Source organism: Azospirillum rugosum (genome assembly GCF_017876155.1).
Lineage (GTDB): Bacteria > Pseudomonadota > Alphaproteobacteria > Azospirillales > Azospirillaceae > Azospirillum > Azospirillum rugosum.
The window spans coordinates 105,909-122,275 of record NZ_JAGINP010000003.1; the positions used below are offsets into that span (position 1 = coordinate 105,909).

The following is a 16,367-nucleotide window of genomic DNA, read 5'->3' on the forward strand; positions in this document are numbered from 1 at the left end:
AGAGGGGCTTCGTTTTCCCGTTACACGCAGGGCCGGATGTAGGGGCGGTTCGCCTCCCACAGTTCGTCCAGGATCTTGACGGCGGCGTCGGTGGAGTTGATCACCGGGTCGATCAACAACGCTTGAAGCGCCAGCTCTTTCGAGGCGTGCACCGCGGCCTCGACGGCAAGCTGCTGCACGCCCGCCTGGACCGCCAGCAGCTTGGCGATCGGGTCGGGCAGGGGACCCAGGGAGATGGGGTGGACGCCGGCCGCGTCGGCCAGCAGCGGCACCTCCACAGCCAGATCCGGGGCCAAGTTCGGGATGACGCCCCGGTTGAGGACGATGCCCGATTCGATGAAGCGCTTCTGGTTGTGCAGCACGCCGGCCATCAGCTGGACGGCCCGCTCGCCCCAGGAAGGCTGGGTCCAGTCGTCGGGGATCGGGGTGGTGCCGGCGATGACGCCGTCCATCAGCCCGTTCAGGATGCCGCGCCCGCGTTCGTCCTCGGCGAAGTCGAAGCCGTGCTCCCCGCCCTCCCAGCCGTAGGGGAGGTATTCGCCCATATGGTCGTCGCTGCAGGTCGGCCACAGGCCGAAGGCGTGGAACATGCGCCGGGTCAGCGGCGTGAAGGCCGGGTCGTGCGTCTTCTCCTTCTCGCGCAGCAACGGGTAGAGGTCGCGCCCGGTGGCCTTGTCGCGGATGTGCATCAGCCATTGGAAATGGTTCAGCCCGGCGCCCCAGACCTCCACGTCCTTCTCGGCCATTCCCAGAATCTGGCAGACGAACCAGCGCGCCAGGAAGACGCCGTGGCACAGGCCGAGCGTCTTGACGCTGCTGTATTTGGACAGGCCCAGGACGACGCGGCTTTCCGGGTTCGACAGGTTGATGAACAGCGCCTCGGGGCACAGTTCCTCCACATCGCGGGCGAAGTCGAAGATCAGCGGAAGCGTGCGCAGCGTGAAGAACAGGCCGCCGGGACCGCCGTTCTCGCCCAGCGTGTGGCGGATCCCGTGCTTCTTCGGAACCTCGAAGTCCAGCCTCCACAGGCGGTTGCGGTCGATGGCGACGGAGTTCACGACGAACTCCGCCCCGGCCAGGGCGGCGCGGCGGTCGGTCGTCTGCTCGATGACGATGCCGGCCCCGCCCTTGTCGTTGAGGACGCGGGCGAGCGCCGTCATGCGCTCCAGCGCCTCCGGATTGGTGTCGACCAGCGTCAACGTGCTGCCGGCCAGCTCGCGCGTGGTGAAAAGGTCGCGGTACATGCTGAGCCCGAAGGCCGCGCTGCCAGCGCCCAGGAAGACGATCTTGGTGGTTTTCGGGTTTGAGAGCATAGAGCGCCTCCCATTGGCGGGAAGGAGGGCCTGCCGTCGAGTCCCGCCGATCACGCAGCCCTGCCGCCGTGAGGCAAGTATACTCTTGTTAACCCGAAGAGACTATAACCAAAGAACAGAACAAAGGCGGTCGCGCCTTCTGCGCCGCAACATCGCGGGTGCAGCATTACACTTTAAGGGAGTCTCGCCATGGCACCCTTCACCTTTCCCCGGGATTTCCTGTGGGGCGCCTCCACCGCCGCCTACCAGATCGAGGGGGCCATTCATGAGGATGGCCGCGGTCCCTGCGTGTGGGACATCTTCACCGCGGCCGGGCGCATCCAGGACGGCAGCAGCGCCGCCGTCGCCTGCGACCATTACCACCGCTGGCCGGAGGACGTGGCGCTGCTGAAGGCGGCGGGCTTCAACGCCTACCGCTTCTCCATCGCCTGGCCGCGCGTCCTGCCGACGGGGTCGGGCGCCGTGAACCGGGCAGGGCTGGACTTCTACGACCGGCTGGTGGACGCGGTGCTGGAGGCCGGGATCCGGCCCATGGCCTGCCTCTACCACTGGGACCTGCCGCAGCCGCTGGAAGATCGTGGCGGCTGGCAGGGGCGGGAGATCATCGGGCCCTTCGCCGACTACGCGCGAATCGTCACGGCGCGGCTGGCCGACCGGGTCAAGGACTGGATGATGCTGAACGAGCCCAACGTGGTCGCCACCCACGGCTACGGCACGGGGGAGCACGCGCCCGGCCACAAGCTGGGCGAGGTCGGCATCCTGCGCGCGCTGCACCACCAGAACCTCGCCCAGGGTGCGGCGCTGCGGGCCATCGCGGCGGAGCATTCCGGGCTGACGCTCGGCACCGTGATCAACCTCCAGCCCTGCCGGGCGGAAAGCGACCGGCCGGAGGACGTCGCCGCGGCGGCGCGCTGGGACGCGGTGTGGAACCGCGTGGCGCTGGACGGTGTGATGCGCGGCAAAATCCCGGACCTGATGGCCGAGCGGATGAAGGACTTCGTCCTGCCCGGCGACGAGGAGGCGATCCGCTACCCCATCGACCTCCTGGGCATCAACTACTACTCCCGCATGACCATGAAGCACGAGGCGGGGCACCCCTTCGACGTCTGGTGGGGCGACGCCCATTGCGACCGCTGGACCGCAATGGCCTGGCCGGTGCAGCCGGACGGGCTCTACGACCTGCTGATGGAGTTCAAGCGCGACTACGGCAATCCCGCTGTCTTCGTGGCGGAGAACGGCGCCGCCTACGACGACGTGGTCGGGCCGGACGGGGCAATCCACGACGCGGAGCGGGTGGCCTTCCTGCGCGACCATGTGGCGGAGGTCGGCCGGGCCTTGCAGCAGGGCTGCAACGTCAAGGGCTACCTGTGCTGGAGCCTGCTGGACAACTTCGAATGGGCTTTCGGCCTGAACAAGCGCTTCGGCATCGTGCGCGTCGACTACGACACGCTGAAACGCACGCCGAAGGACAGCTACCGCTTCCTGAGCGAGGTCGCGAAGAGCGGGCGGCTGCCGGCGTAACGGGACGGTGGCGCCGCGGGCGTTGCGATGCACATCGCGGCGCCGCATAAAAGGCGTGGCAGCGGTGCCCTTCGACGGCGGCGCTGTCACGCCAAAAGATCATCGTCCGTGCGGAACGGTTGGAAGCAGCGATGCCCGAAAACGATCTGAGTCGCTATGCGCGTCTGGACGACTTCCTTCGCAAAATCCGGAAGGACGTTTATCCCGAGCCTCAGCACCCCATGCACACGACCATAACGCAGCGGATGATCGACCATCTCTTCGGGAAGTACCCGGAGGCCAACGGTCGAATTCTGGATGTCGGGTGCGGGCAGGGCGCCGCGCTGGAGGAGTTCAGGAAGCGTGGGGCGCAGCCGGTCGGAATCGCGCTTGGCGAGGACTGCGAGATATGCCGGGCCAACGGCTTCGACGTTCATGAGATGGACCAGTCGTTCCTGGATTTTCCGGATCGGTCCTTTGATACGGTGTGGTGTCGGCACGCCTTGGAGCACAGCGTGCTGCCGCACTTCACCCTGCACGGCTTTCACCGCGTGCTGCGCCCCGGCGGATATCTGTATGTGGAGGTCCCCGCCCCGGACACCGCCTGCCGGCATCAGGAAAACCAGAACCATTACAGCGTGATGGGACCCAGCATGTGGGTGGAGTTGATCAAGAGAAACGGGTTCGCTCTGCTGGACGCCATCAGCATCGATTTTGAAACGGGGATGGGCCCCGATGTTTATCATTCCTTCATAGCGCAAAAAATGCGTGATCCGGAGTAGCCGGCGGAGGGACGACGCAATGTTTCCGCCCTCTCCCGGACGGAGATTTGCAGGACCGCAGGACTTTGCAACGAAACTATAAATAATACGCGATCGCGCATCCCGGAATTATCACATGCCGGGCAAGCGTGGGCGGCGCTAATCAGGATGCGGTGCCACTGCTGCGTCCGGTCATGTCAATAGTAAGTACACAAATCGCTCCTCCGCCCGATGACGCCGACCACATTCGCGCGGCGATCATTGTCCCGACCTACAAGCATTCGGGGCTGCTGGCGGAGGCGCTGGACACGGCGCTTGCCCAGGACACCGATTTCGCCTTCGCGGTCGTGGTCGTCAACGACGGCTGCCCGTTCCCGGAAACCGACCGCGTCTGCCGGGAGTTCGCGGCGTCATACCCCGGGCGCGTCTTTTACCTGAACAAGCGCAATAGTGGCCTCAGCGCCGCGCGCAACAGCGGGATCGCCTTTGCGCTCGACGCCTTCCCGGCGCTGGAGGCCGTGTATTTCCTCGATTCGGACAACCGCATCCGGCCGCACCTGCTGCAACGGATGCTGGACGCCCTGCGCGCGTCCGGGCCGGAGGTCGGCTGGGCCTATCCGGACGTGGACAAGTTCGGCTTCTTCGAATTCTGCGACATGTCCGGCCCCTATTCGCCGCTGGAGCATCTGTTCCGCAACGTCAGCGAGGCCGGCAGCATGGCGTCGCGCCGCCTGCTCGACAGCGGCGCGCGGTTCGACGAGACGATGCGCCAGGGCAGCGAGGACTGGGAGTTCTGGCTCCAGGGGCTGGAGCGCGGCTTCCACGGCGTCCATGTCCCCGGCACCGGCTTCGGCTACCGCCGGCGCGGCGAGAGCATGCTGACCGAATCGGAACGCGACTACCGCCCGATCCTGACCCACATCCAGGGCCGGCACCCGGCGCTGTTCTCCGTCAAGGCCATCGCGCGGGCGGAGGCCGCCGTGGGCCGGCGCTACGCCGTTTTCCTGCCGGACCGTGCCGTTGTCCGCTGCACCACCGACCCGGCGTTGGGCGTCGAGGATCTGCCGCTCGCCGACTTCGTGCGCCGCGCGTTGCGCGCGCCGGAGCGGCCGGACTACGCGGCCTGCCCCGGCCAGCTGGTGGTGATGGACAGCGCCCTTTACGCGCTTCTGGAGCGGCACAAGCTGCTCCAGGGCGTGCTGTGGACGCTGGAGCGGACGAGCCTCCAGGCGTCCCTGGTGTATGGGCGCGTGACGGTCGAAGCGTCGGAGGAGGGTGGCGTCTCCACGCAATGGGCCGGCGTCCCGGTCGGGCTGGAGGACACGGTGCCCGCCCCGCTGCCGTCGGGCGGTGCGGAAATCGTAGCGCTGCAGACCCGCACGCTGCTCGACCTCGTGCGGCGCCAGCCGACCGGAGCGCCCCTGCTGGAGCGGGAATACGATAAGCCCTGCGCGGAGGCGCACCTGCACCTGCGCCTTGCCGTGCCCGACCCGATCGTTCCGTCCTGGACCGTGGACGCTGCGCTGGTGTCGCTGTACGACACGCTGGCGCGCCAGTGGTCGATCAAGGCGGTCGGCGGCTGGGCCGCGGCCCCCATCGACCGTTACCGCGCCGGCGTGGCGACTCCGCGCGACGTCTACTGGACGGTTCACCAGCTGCCGACAGCCCTGCCGCTGCTGCGGGACGGGCGCCAGGCCGCGCTGGTGGTCGAACCGGGCTGCCCGCGCAAACACGCCATCGCCCTGCGTATGGCCCAATGGCTGCGCGAGCGGGGATACCGGCCGCATCTGGTCGCCATGGGATCGGGCAAGGCCGCCTGGACGCCGGGTGACGCGGACACGCTCGACACGGTCATTCCCTTCCCGATGCCGCTGGTGCTGCCCGAAAGGCCGCTGACCCGGCGGGAGGCCTATCTGGGCACGCCGGTCCGCGACTGGGACAACGATGAAGAGGATCTGGCGGTCGGCACGCTCGCCGCCTTCGACCTCGTGGTCACGGTGCAGCATGGGCCGGCCCATGGGCTGATGGGGCGGCTGCGCAAGCTGGGCGTCACCACCTGGGCCCTGCTGGGGCTGCCGGAGGCTGGCCGCACCGCCGCCGACGTCGTGAACGCCTGCGCCGCCTTCGAGCACGCCTACCAGACCATCGTTCCGCTGGACGCGCGCAGCTTCCGTCTGTGCCAGGCCCTGGCGCTGCCGCTCGACAAGCTGCGGCGCTGGGGAAGCGAGACGGGCGAGGGGAACGACCCGGACTGGGACGCCTGCCCCGCGCTTGTTGACCCGTTCACTCCGTCCACTCCGCCGCCTTCCGCCTGAGACAGGAGCCACCATGAAGCTCTCCGCGCCCGCGTCGCTCTTCGCTTCGCTCTACGACGGAACCCCGAAGGTCATCGTCGTGCACCGGCCGGCCGTCCCGAACGGGGAGGAAATGGACGGAAGCGCTCTGCCGCTGCGGACGCTGCATCTGGTCCGGCATGACGGCGCCTATCTGCTGACCGCGCCGGGCGCTGGGGAGGGGGCCGGGGAGGGGGATGGGGAGCCGGAGCCCCTGCGGACGCTGGCCATCCCGCCGGCGACGGTCTGGTGCCTGTGGTCGCGCGACGAGGCGGCGAAGGCGGACGCGGAGCGGCTGCTCGCCTGGTGGGAAGAGGCGGGCGGTCCGGGCAGCGCGCCGTTCCACGTCACCGGCGGCCCGGCCGAGGTGCAGGGCGCTTTGCTGGAGCGCGCCTTCGACGCGATCCGCAGCCTACACCGGCGCAACCACGACCTTCAGCGCAACCTGTCGACCCTGCGCGAGGAATGGGGCGTGGGATCCCGCCTGCCGCCGGAGGCGACGGAGTTGCTGGACAACCTGCGCCTCTCCCCGCCGCGGCTGCTGTTCGCCACGCCGCGTCCGGTCGCCGCGATGCCCGTGCCGCTGCGGCATGGGCGCGGCAACGCGGCGCCGCTGGAGATCGTGCAGCGGTTGCCGCTGTGGGCGCGCGGGCTGGTCGGCATCGACCTGCATCTGGACCGCGCGCCGAAGGGCAGCGGAACCTTCGCCATCACCCTGCACGCCATCGATTCCGGCCGGCTGGTCGCCGACTGGCGCGTGCCCTTCGCGGCGGTGCGCGACGGCTGGCTGCCGCTGCGCCTGCCCGCCGCCTGCGAGCGGATGGACCGCATCCTGGAACTGCGCATCGGCGCCATCGGGGTGGTGACGGAGGCGCCGCGCCTGTCGCTCGCCCCGGCCGGACTGCTCGACGAATACGCGGTGACCCCCGCGGCGCGCGCCGGCGGACAGCCGGGCATGCTGGCGCTGCGGCTGTGGGGCGGCCTGCCGGGCCTGAACTACGGCCCGGCGGAGCACGCGGCCGAGCATCCCCTGCCCGCCCGCATGGTCTGGCCGCTGACCGAGCCCGTCCTGGCGCAGGTGCGCAAGAGCATCGAGCACAAGGCGACCTTCCCCTGGTTCGGTTTCCTGCGCGGCGGGCGCATCCTGCTGCACCCGCTGTACGGCGTGACGGCCGCCGCCCACATCGCGCTGGAGGAGGTCCCGGGGGCGATCGCCGTGCGCGGCCACGCCGTGATCGAGGACCCGCGCTGCCGGACGCCCATCGCCTGCAAGCTGGTCGTGGCGGCGCCGAACGTGTCCGCCGAGGACGCGCAGCGGGAGGAGGGCATCCTGGCCTCCAGCGGCTGGGTGGTCCTGGACGCGCCGCGCCGGACGCTCGGCCTCGCCGCCGCGCTGGCCGCGCCCTGGCAGGGGCCGATGACGCTGCACCTGTTCACCACCATCCCCGATGGCAGCCACGGCCTGTACGGCCGGACGGTCTTCCACGACTTCGAGATCGAGATCGACGGGGCCACCGCCTGGGCCTCGCCGGCCGCGCTGCCGGCCGCCTCGGACCCTGACATTTCGGACTTGGGTCCACGGGACGGCGACCGCACCGGGTCGGCGAACGGTCAGTAATACGAATAAAATTACGCGCGCTCGCTTTTTAGGCAATCTGTTGGTAATAACCTGTTCGTTAGAGTGGGGGGATGCACAACCGGTTGGGCGGGACGAACCATGCCGATCACGGACAGGACGCCGGCGCAGCCCGGCTTCACCCGCCGGTTCATCGGCCTTGCCGGCGGATACTGGGCCGGTGACAAGAAATGGACGGTGCGCCTTCTGACCGGCGCGCTGGGCCTGCTGACCGTCGGTCAGGTGGTCGTGCCGATCCTGATCAACCTGTGGAGCCAGCGCCTGTTCGACGCGCTGGAGCAGCGGTCGATGGACCGCTTCATGACGATGATCGCCGCGGTCGGCGGCATCATCCTGTTCAACATCGCCAACACCATCCTGCACCTGCGCGTGAAGCGCAGGATTCAGCTCGGCTGGCGGACGTGGCTGACGGACAGGCTGCTGAACGATTGGCTGTCGCGCGGGCGGCAGCACCAGGTGACCTATCTGCCCGGCGACCACGACAACCCCGACGGCCGCATCGCGGAGGACATCCGCATCTCCACCGAGGTGGCGATCGACCTCGGCCTGTCGCTGTCCTATTGCGCGATGCTGCTGATCAGCTTCACCAACATCCTGTGGATGCTGTCGGGCGCGCCGGAGGTGACGGTGGCCGGCATCACCTTCCATATGCACGGCTACCTGCTCTACATCGCGCTGCTCTACGCCGCCATTGGCACGACCATCGCGCTGGTGATGGGAAAGCCGCTGGTCAACGCGGTGAACCGGCGCCAGGGGCACGAGGCGTCCTTCCGCTTCGGCCTCGCCCGCGTGCGGGAGAACGCGCAGGCCGTCGCCCTTCTGCACGGGGAATCGGGGGAGCGCGGCCGGCTGTTCGGCCTGTTCCAGGGCGTGCGCCGGGGCTGGATCGGCCAGACGCGCGCGCTGTCCAACATGATGATCTTCAGCGCCACCTACTCGGTGCTGTCGTCGGCCTTCCCGATCCTGGTGGCCGCCCCCAGCTACATCGCCGGCCACATCTCGCTGGGCGTGCTGATGCAGACCGCGCAGGCCTTCCAGCAGACGGTCGGCGCGCTGTCCTGGCCGATCGACAACCTCGCCCGCGCGGCGGAGTGGAAGGCGTCGGTGGAGCGCGTGCTGGGCCTGCACGAGGCGTTGCAGCGCCTGGACCGCGAGATCGGCGGGGAGGGGACGGAGCGCATCGTCGTGGACCGCACCGACGACGAACGCTGGCTGTCCTTCACCGACCTGTCCATCGCCGACCCCGACGGCCGGCGCGTGCTGGAGCCCTTCACGCTGGAGATCAAGCCGGGCGAGCGGGTGCTGATCTCCGGCGATCCGGCCGCCGCCGTGCGCCTGTTCCGGGCGGTGGCGCGGGTCTGGCCCTGGGGAAGCGGGCGCATCGCCCTGCCGGCCCACACCCGCGTCTTCTTCATGCCGGAGCGGCCCTACCTGCCGCACGACACGCTGCGCGCCGCGCTCAGCTACCCGGTCGGTCCGGAGATGGTCAGCGACCACGCGGCGCGGGCGGCGATGGAGCGGGTCGGGCTGTCGCACCTGCTGCCGCAGCTGGACGAGAATGAGGCCTGGGACGAGATCCTGGCGGTGCCGGAGCAGCAGCGGCTGGGCTTCGCCCGCCTGCTGATCCGCCGGCCCGACTGGATCTTCGTGGAGGACGCCACCGACAGCCTCGACCCCGACAGCGAGGAGGCGATGTTGCGGCTGATCGACGAGGAATTCCCCAAGGCGACCCTGATCACCATCGGCAGCCACGCCGGGCTGGAGGCGCATCACCGGCGCAAGCTGGTGCTGGAGCGGTTCGGCGATTCCGTCCATCTGCGCGAGGAACCCTGCGGCAACCGGGAGCGGGTGGTCGCCGACGTGGCGGATTAAGGGGCGTGTCTATTGGATCCCGAGGGCGCTGAGGAACCGGTCGCGGTCCAGGCGCGCATCGGAGGAGGGCGGGGCGGCGTCGAGCGCGTCGAGCAGGGAGCGGACCCGCTCGTCGAAGCCAGGCGCGCCCTTTTCCGTGAGGATCTGCACGAACACACCCCCGCCGCAGCGGAACAGGCGCCCTTCGGTGCCGATCGCCAGGATTCCGGGAGCCGCGCCGCGCCGGATCGCGTCGTCCGTGCCGGCGGTCAGCGCGATCTGGTCGAGGAAATAATGCAGCCGCCGCTCCGCCGTCCAGGAGACGAGGAAGCGCCGGACACGCTCGAACAGAGCGGCGACGGAGGGCTCCGGCAACAGGACCAGCAGGCCGCCGCCCACGCCGTCGTACAGGCGCGCGAGGTTGTCCGGGAAATATTGCAGGGCCAGCGGGCGTTCCGGGGACAAGGGTTCCAGGAAGGCCGCCGGGTCGGCCAGCACGCAGGCGTCGATGTCGGCCACCAGCAGCGGCGACCGGTAAAGCGCCATCAGGCGCGGCAGCCGCAGGAAGCGGGCGAAGGTGTAGAAGGTGGTGCGCGCCGCCCCGTCCAGCCCGGCGGGAGACGCCTCGGAACTCCAGCCTAGCCGGACACGTCGGAGCCGCCCGGCCAGCCCGGCGATGAAGGCCGGCGTGTCGGGGGTGGGATCGACGATGTGCAGGTGGACGGCTTGGGGGCCCGCCGCGAAGCGGTCGACGGAGGCGAGGAACAGCGGCCCGAAGCGGCGCAGATAGCCATCGTCGCAGGAGGCGACCACCACTGGGCCGGGGCCGGGCTCCGCCGCGCGCTCCAGCACGAAGGCCTCCTCCGACCGGGCCAGGGCGCCGGGGTCGAGCGCATCGACGCGGCGGGCGAACTCGTCTTCCAGCGACACGTGGGCCAGGAAGGGCAGGTGGGGCCGTGCCTCCGCGAACAGGCGCCGCGCCGTGGCGGTGTCGCCGCTGCGCGCCGCCAGGGAGCCTTGCAGGAACAGCGCCCAGGCGTGCAGTTCGGCGTCCGCGTCGCGCAAGGCGGCGGCGACCGGCGGCAGCAGGGCACTGACACGGTCCATCCGCCCGGCGGCCAGCAGCCTGTTGCACAGGCGCACGAGGTGGTAGTAGGCCGCCTTCCAATGGAAGCGCCCGCGCCGCCCGAGCCGGGCCATGGCGACGAGCGTGTCCGTCAGCCCGTCCAGGCGCCCAGCCGCCTCGAACAGCTCGGCCGTGCGCTGCCAGGGGGTCGGGTCGCCGGGGGTCAGCGCCATCAGCCGCCGGAAGGCGGCCAGCGCGCCGTCGGTGTCGCCGGCCTCGCCCAGGGCGGTGGCAAGCTGAAGCAGGCGGTCGGGGCGGTCGGGGACGAGCGCGGCGAGGCGGCGCAGCAGCGGCACCGCCTCCGCGGCCCGGCCGCCGTCGACCAGCGCGGCGCCGAGGTTCCCGGCCGCCTCCTCGAAGGACGGATCGACGCGCAGCGCGCGGCGGTAACCGTCGGCGGCCGCAATGGTCGCGCCGCGCGCCTGCGCCGTGCGGGCGAGGTTGAACAGGGCGCCGCGGTCGGCGGGCGCGCAGGCCAGCGCCGCGCGCAGCTGGTCCAGCGCGCCGCCGGGATCGCCCGATCCCTCCAGCGCCGCCGCGAGGTTCACGCGCGCGTCGGCGAAATCCGGGCGCAGCGTCAGGGCGTCGCGGTAGCGGGCGACGGCCTCGGCTGTGTCGCCCAACTGCCTCAGGACGTTGCCCAGGCTGAAGTAGGCGTCCGCGCTGGGCTGGAGCGCGATGGCCCGGCGCAGGCTGGCGGCGGCTTCGGCCAGCCGCCCTTCGGCGCGCAGCGCGCGGGCGAGGTTGGCGTGGTAGGCCGGGGCGCTGTCGCGCCGCGCGATGGCGGCCTCGATCAGCGCGATGGCGCGGGCGTTCCGCCCGGTTTGGGCGCACAGCACGCCGTAGAGGTGCAGCGCGTCGGGTTGGTCGGGCAGGGCGTCCACGGCCGCGGCGTAGAGCGGCTCGGCCTCGGCCAGCCGCCCAGCCTGGTGCAGCGCGGCGGCTTTGCGGAGGAGGTTCAGGGGATCGGTCACTCCCCAGATTCCGCCCCAGATTCCGCCAGGGCGCTGCCGATCAGCGCCGCGTACCAGTGGGCGGACTCCTTCGGCGTGCGCGTCTGCGTCGCGAAATCCACATGCACGATGCCGAATCGCGTGCCGTAGCCGCCCCCCCATTCAAAGTTGTCGAGCAGCGACCAGACGAAATAGCCGCGCACGTCCGCCCCGTCCCGCCGCGCGCCGGCCATCTGCGCGATGCAGGCGCGCAGGTAGTCGATGCGGGCGGTGTCCATCACGACGCCGTTGTCATCCGGCGCTTCGGGCGTCTTGGTGCCGTAGCCGTTCTCCGTCACGTAGATCGGCAGGCGGTAGCGGGCGGTGAGGTCGAGCAGAGCTTCCCGGAAGGCTTCGGGCTGGAGCGGCCAGCCGATGTCCGTGCGCGGCATGTCGGCCGGCGGCGACCCGAATCCGCAGCCCCAGACCATGGACGGGTCGGCCTTCGCGAACAGCGGCGCGTAGTGGTTCAGGCCGAACCAGTCCACGGGCCGCGCGATGCGCGCCATGTCGCCAGCCTGGACGTAGGGCTCGACGGCCCGGGCGATGCGCGGCGGGTAATGGCCGAGAATCTGCGCGTCGGGGAAGGCCAGGTTCCACAGCTCGTTGAACAGGGCGGCGCCCTCGACGTTGTCCGGCGAGTCGTCTTCCGGCCGGCAGGGCTGGACGCTGTGCACCGCGCCGATGGAGGCGCCGGGCACGAGGTCGCGCAGCACGTCCACGCCGGCCCCGTGAGCGAGGTTGACGTGGTGGATCACCTTCAGATGCTCCCCCCGGTCGGCAACGCTGGGCGCCCCCCAGCCGAGCGCGTAGCCGAACAGGGTGAAGACGGAGAACTCGTTGAAGGTCGCCCAGCGTTTTACCCGGTCGCCGTAGCGCTTGGCGCAGAGCACCGCGTAATCGGCGAACCAGCCCGCGCTGTCGCGGTTCGCCCAGCCGCCGTGGTCCTGCAAGGCCTGCGGCAGGTCCCAGTGGTAGAGGCAGGCCCAGGGCTCGATTCCCGCTTCCAGCAAACGGTCGATCAACCGGTCGTAGAAGTCGAGGCCCAGGGGATTCACAGCCCCCCGCCCGCGCGGCAGGACGCGCGGCCAAGCGATGGAGAAACGGTAGGCGCCGAGCCCGATGCGCCGCATCAGCGCCACGTCCTCGGCGTAGCGGTGGTAGTGGTCGCAGGCGACGTCGCCGGTGTCGCCGTTGTCGACTCGCCCCTTCAGCCGGCAGAAGGTGTCCCAGATGCTGGGGCCGCGCCCGTCCTCGGCCGCCGCCCCTTCCACCTGGAAGGCGGAGGTCGAGGCACCCCACAGGAAATCCGCGGGAAACCCGAGTGCGCTGGCGTTGGGGGACGGGCTGGTCATCGCTGGACGCTCCGCTGAAGGCTGCGGCCTCCATTATGCCTGTTTCTTCAGCACCCCGCCAAAGGTACTATCGCGAACGGAGTGGTCGCATGCGGGAGGGTGCCATGAGCGAAGACAGCGTTGCCCTTGCGGAGGCCGAATCCGCCGCCCCCCTGCGGCCGGATTTCGTTTGGGGTGTGTCGACCTCCGCATACCAGATCGAGGGCGCTGCGGCCGAGGACGGGCGCGGCCCCAGCATCTGGGACACGCGCTGCCGGACGGTGGGCGGCGTGGTGAACGGCGACACCGGCGACGTCGCCTGCGACCACTACCACCGTTACGCCGAGGACGTCGCGTTGATGAAGGGGCTGGGCGTGGACGCCTACCGCTTCTCCGTGGCGTGGCCGCGCGTCTTGCCGCGCGGGCGGGGGGCCGTGAATTCCCTGGGCCTCGACTTCTACGACCGCCTGATCGACACGGTCCTGGCGGCCGGCATCGAACCCTGGCTCTGCGTCTACCACTGGGACCTGCCGCAGGCGCTGCACGACCAGGGCGGCTGGGCCAACCGCGACAGCGCGGGCTGGTACGCCGACTACGCCGCGCTGCTCGCCCGCCGCTACGGCGACCGGGTGAAGCGCTGGATCACCTTCAACGAGTTCTCCGTCTTCACGCTGTTCGGCTACGCCATTCCCTGGGCGGCCCCCGGCATCACCGACCGGGAGCAGCACCTGCGCGCCATCCACCACGTGAACCTCGCCCACGGGGCCGGCGTGGACGTGATCCGCGACCTCGTGCCCGGTGCGTCCATCGGTGCCGTGCACAACCGGCAGCGCGTGCTGCCCGAAGGCGGCCGGCCGGAGAACGCGGAGGCGGCGGCGTTGCTGGACGAGCACTGGAACCTCGCCTTCTGTGATCCGCAGTTGTTGGGGTATTACCCACCACGCGTACAACGTGCGATCGAGCCCTTCGTCCGCGCCGGCGACATGGCGCGCATCGCGCGGCCCATGGACTGGTTCGGCCTGAACCACTATGGCCCCATCTTCGCGAAAACCGATCCGTCGACGACCTGGGGCTATGGCTGGGGGGAAGCCCCGCCGGATTCTCCAACCTATGGAGTCGGCTGGGCCATCTTCCCGGACGCGTTCCGGGACGAACTGCTGGAGATCACGCGCCGCTACCGCATGCCCATCGTGATCACGGAAAACGGCTGCGGCGGCAGCGATTCGCCCGACGAATCGGGCGCCATCAACGACCAGCACCGAATCAATTACCTCCGGATCTATAACGGGGCAATGCACGAGGCGATTCGCGCGGGAGCCGACGTGCGCGGATACTTCGTCTGGTCCCTGCTGGATAATTTCGAGTGGGGCAGCGGCTACGGCAACCGCTTCGGTGTCGTGCATGTCGACTTCGCGACGCAGAAACGCACGCCCAAAGCGTCGGCCCGTTGGTACGCGGATCTGATCAGGCGCCAGCGTTTTCGCGCCTGAGCCGGACAGCATTTCGCCGCCGTGGCGCACTACTGCCGTTCGACTGGCATGCGTCGGCGCGTGTCCTGCGTGAAACACATTACACAATTGCATGTTTATGTCGATGGACAGGCTTGCGCATCGCGCATCACTTTGCACATCCTCTCCTCTGGATCATTCGTCCTCAAAGGAAAACAAACATGCAGAGCAGCGACACCGAAGGGTCGGAGATGTCGAACACGGATTTGGTTGCGATGACCGGCAAGATCGTCGCGTCCTATGTCCGTTCCAACCAGATCGCCGTGAATGATCTTCCGAATCTCATTCGGGTCGTTCACCAGAGCCTCGCCGGCACCGGCCGCCCGGTCGAGCAGGAAGTCGTCGAGCTTCGCCCGGCCGTTCCCGTCAAGAAGTCGGTGAACCCGGACTACATCGTCTGCCTTGAGGACGGCAAGAAGCTGAAGATGCTGAAGCGCTATCTGCGCACGGCTTATGGCATGACTCCGGACGAATACCGCCGCAAGTGGGGCCTGCCGGCCGATTACCCGATGACCGCGCCGAACTACGCCGAGCAGCGCTCCGCCTTCGCGAAGTCGATCGGCCTTGGCAAAAAGGCCGCCGCCCCGGCCAAGCCGGCCCGCCGCGGCCGCGCCAAGAGCGCCGCCTGACGCGCCTTTCCGTCAGCCCGGCCCCTCTCCCCGATCGGGGGGAGGGGCGATAACACAGTGCCCGGCGCCTTATTTCTGGGCGATGCGCGGGGTGGCGAGGCTGTTCAGGCTGCTGATCCATTCCGACAGCGTCACGAATCGGCAGCCGCGCGTGCGCAGCAGCGCGATGGCCTTGGGCAGCGCGTCGGCGGTGGCGTTGTAGGTCGTGTGCATCAGGACGACGCTGCCGATGGCTCCCGTGGCCTCCACCTGGGCCATGATCTTGTCGGCGTCGCGGGTGTACCAGTCGCGGGTGTCGATGTTCCACAAGGCGGTGTTCATGCGCTCGCCCTGGACGACCTTCAGCGTGTCCTGGTTGTAGCGCCCGGCCGGCGGGCGGAACAGCACCGGATCGGCACCGGCGGCGGACAGGATTCGATTCGTCTCGGTGACCTCGTTGCGCTGCCCCTCGGTCGAAAGGTTGCGCATGTTGGGGTGGGTCAGGCTGTGGTTGCCGACCTCGTGCCCTTCCTGAACGATCCGCTGGATGATGCCCGGATGGCGGACCGCGACGTTCCCGATGGGGAAGAAGGTCGCCCGCACACGCTCGTTGCGCAGGATGTCGAGGATGCGCGGCGTCACCGACGGGTGTGGGCCGTCGTCGAAGGTCAGCGAGCACAGGTTCCAGCGGTTGGCCTTCAAGGCGCCGACGTCGACATGCGCATCGCTGCCCGGCACGATGGCGGCGAGCCGTGACAGGCGCGACGCCTGCCGTTCGATCTCCACCATCTCGCGGCTCTGGTCGGGCGTGTAGGTCACCACGCCGTTGCTGTCGCCATCCTCGATCGCCGAAGGCGGCCGGCTGGAGTCGCCGCCGGCCGGCGCATCCACCACGAGGCAGCTTCCGCCGCCGCCGACGATCCGGCGGCACATGAAGTTCGGGTCGAGGTCGGGCAGGGGCGCCGCCAGCAGGACATAGCCATCGTCCGGCACCCCGGGCTTCAGGAGCGCGACGCGCGGCACGAGGTCCGCGACCATGTCCGGCTGCCGGCGCACGACGTCCTTCCACGCGATCCAGGCGTCCACCTCCTTGCGGTAGGTTCCGAATTGGAGGGCCTTGGCGGAGGTGGGCGCCGGAGCCGTAGCCTCGGCCCGGGGAGACGGTTGGTCACGGCGGATCGTGGTGACCGTCGCCGCCGCCGGCAACGAGGCGTGCACGGCCGGTACGGACTCGGCCGCGCGGGCGGTTGCCGGCGCGGCCAGAACGGCCGCCGCTGCGACAACAAGCGTCGCGAAGAGCGGGCTGCGGTCTGGTAAGGAACGGGGATTCCGTCCGGACACCGAACCGAACAGCGGGGAAACGGACGAGCCCTTGCCTGATTTCATCTGCGATCGACCATCGTGA

Annotated in this window: 11 protein-coding genes; 7 read left to right on the forward strand and 4 right to left on the reverse strand. The window is 69.6% G+C overall.

The features are described from left to right. Nucleotides 1–20 precede the first annotated feature (20 nt). On the reverse strand, nucleotides 21–1,313 hold the full coding sequence (locus J2851_RS05405) for a family 4 glycosyl hydrolase (protein ID WP_209764779.1): 1,293 nt from the start codon (nucleotides 1,311–1,313) through the stop codon (nucleotides 21–23). Nucleotides 1,314–1,502: 189 nt separating this feature from the next. On the opposite strand from J2851_RS05405, the gene J2851_RS05410 reads away from it, so the two are divergent. The 5 genes from J2851_RS05410 to J2851_RS05430 all read left to right on the forward strand — a co-directional run bounded on the left by J2851_RS05410 (nucleotide 1,503) and on the right by J2851_RS05430 (nucleotide 9,415). After that, nucleotides 1,503–2,834, forward strand: coding sequence for a GH1 family beta-glucosidase (locus J2851_RS05410; protein ID WP_209764780.1), 1,332 nt, complete (start codon nucleotides 1,503–1,505; stop codon nucleotides 2,832–2,834). A gap of 131 nt (nucleotides 2,835–2,965) precedes the next feature. Beyond that, nucleotides 2,966–3,595, forward strand: a complete 630-nt coding sequence (locus J2851_RS05415) for a class I SAM-dependent methyltransferase (protein WP_209764781.1) — start codon at nucleotides 2,966–2,968, stop codon at nucleotides 3,593–3,595. 152 nt (nucleotides 3,596–3,747) lie between these two features. Continuing rightward, nucleotides 3,748–5,889, forward strand: coding sequence for a glycosyltransferase family A protein (locus J2851_RS05420; protein ID WP_209764783.1), 2,142 nt, complete (start codon nucleotides 3,748–3,750; stop codon nucleotides 5,887–5,889). A 13-nt stretch (nucleotides 5,890–5,902) separates the two neighbouring features. After that, nucleotides 5,903–7,525 carry a DUF6212 domain-containing protein gene (locus J2851_RS05425; RefSeq protein ID WP_209764785.1) on the forward strand — a complete coding sequence of 541 codons (1,623 nt, stop codon included), beginning with the start codon at nucleotides 5,903–5,905 and terminating at the stop codon, nucleotides 7,523–7,525. Nucleotides 7,526–7,624: 99 nt separating this feature from the next. Continuing rightward, a complete protein-coding gene (locus tag J2851_RS05430) occupies nucleotides 7,625–9,415 on the forward strand; it encodes an ABC transporter ATP-binding protein/permease (protein ID WP_209764787.1) in 1,791 nt (596 codons plus the stop codon). Nucleotides 9,416–9,424: 9 nt separating this feature from the next. Here J2851_RS05430 and J2851_RS05435 read toward each other — a convergent pair whose 3' ends face one another. Further along, a complete protein-coding gene (locus tag J2851_RS05435) occupies nucleotides 9,425–11,494 on the reverse strand; it encodes a tetratricopeptide repeat protein (protein WP_209764789.1) in 2,070 nt (689 codons plus the stop codon). Further along, on the reverse strand, nucleotides 11,491–12,867 hold the full coding sequence (locus J2851_RS05440) for a GH1 family beta-glucosidase (protein ID WP_209764791.1): 1,377 nt from the start codon (nucleotides 12,865–12,867) through the stop codon (nucleotides 11,491–11,493). The genes J2851_RS05435 and J2851_RS05440 overlap by 4 nt, the downstream gene beginning before the upstream one ends. Nucleotides 12,868–12,971: 104 nt before the next feature. Between J2851_RS05440 and J2851_RS05445 the strand changes: the two genes are divergently transcribed. Together J2851_RS05445 and J2851_RS05450 are read left to right on the forward strand one after the other, a co-directional pair. Further along, nucleotides 12,972–14,336 carry a GH1 family beta-glucosidase gene (locus tag J2851_RS05445; RefSeq protein WP_209764792.1) on the forward strand — a complete coding sequence of 455 codons (1,365 nt, stop codon included), beginning with the start codon at nucleotides 12,972–12,974 and terminating at the stop codon, nucleotides 14,334–14,336. A 179-nt stretch (nucleotides 14,337–14,515) separates the two neighbouring features. Further along, nucleotides 14,516–14,983, forward strand: coding sequence for a Ros/MucR family transcriptional regulator (locus tag J2851_RS05450; RefSeq protein ID WP_246500434.1), 468 nt, complete (start codon nucleotides 14,516–14,518; stop codon nucleotides 14,981–14,983). Nucleotides 14,984–15,052: 69 nt separating this feature from the next. Here the strand turns inward: J2851_RS05450 and J2851_RS05455 are convergent, their stop codons facing one another. Further along, entirely contained in the window at nucleotides 15,053–16,348 is a 1,296-nt protein-coding gene (locus tag J2851_RS05455) for a polysaccharide deacetylase family protein (protein WP_209764793.1), read from the reverse strand. Nucleotides 16,349–16,367 lie beyond the last annotated feature (19 nt).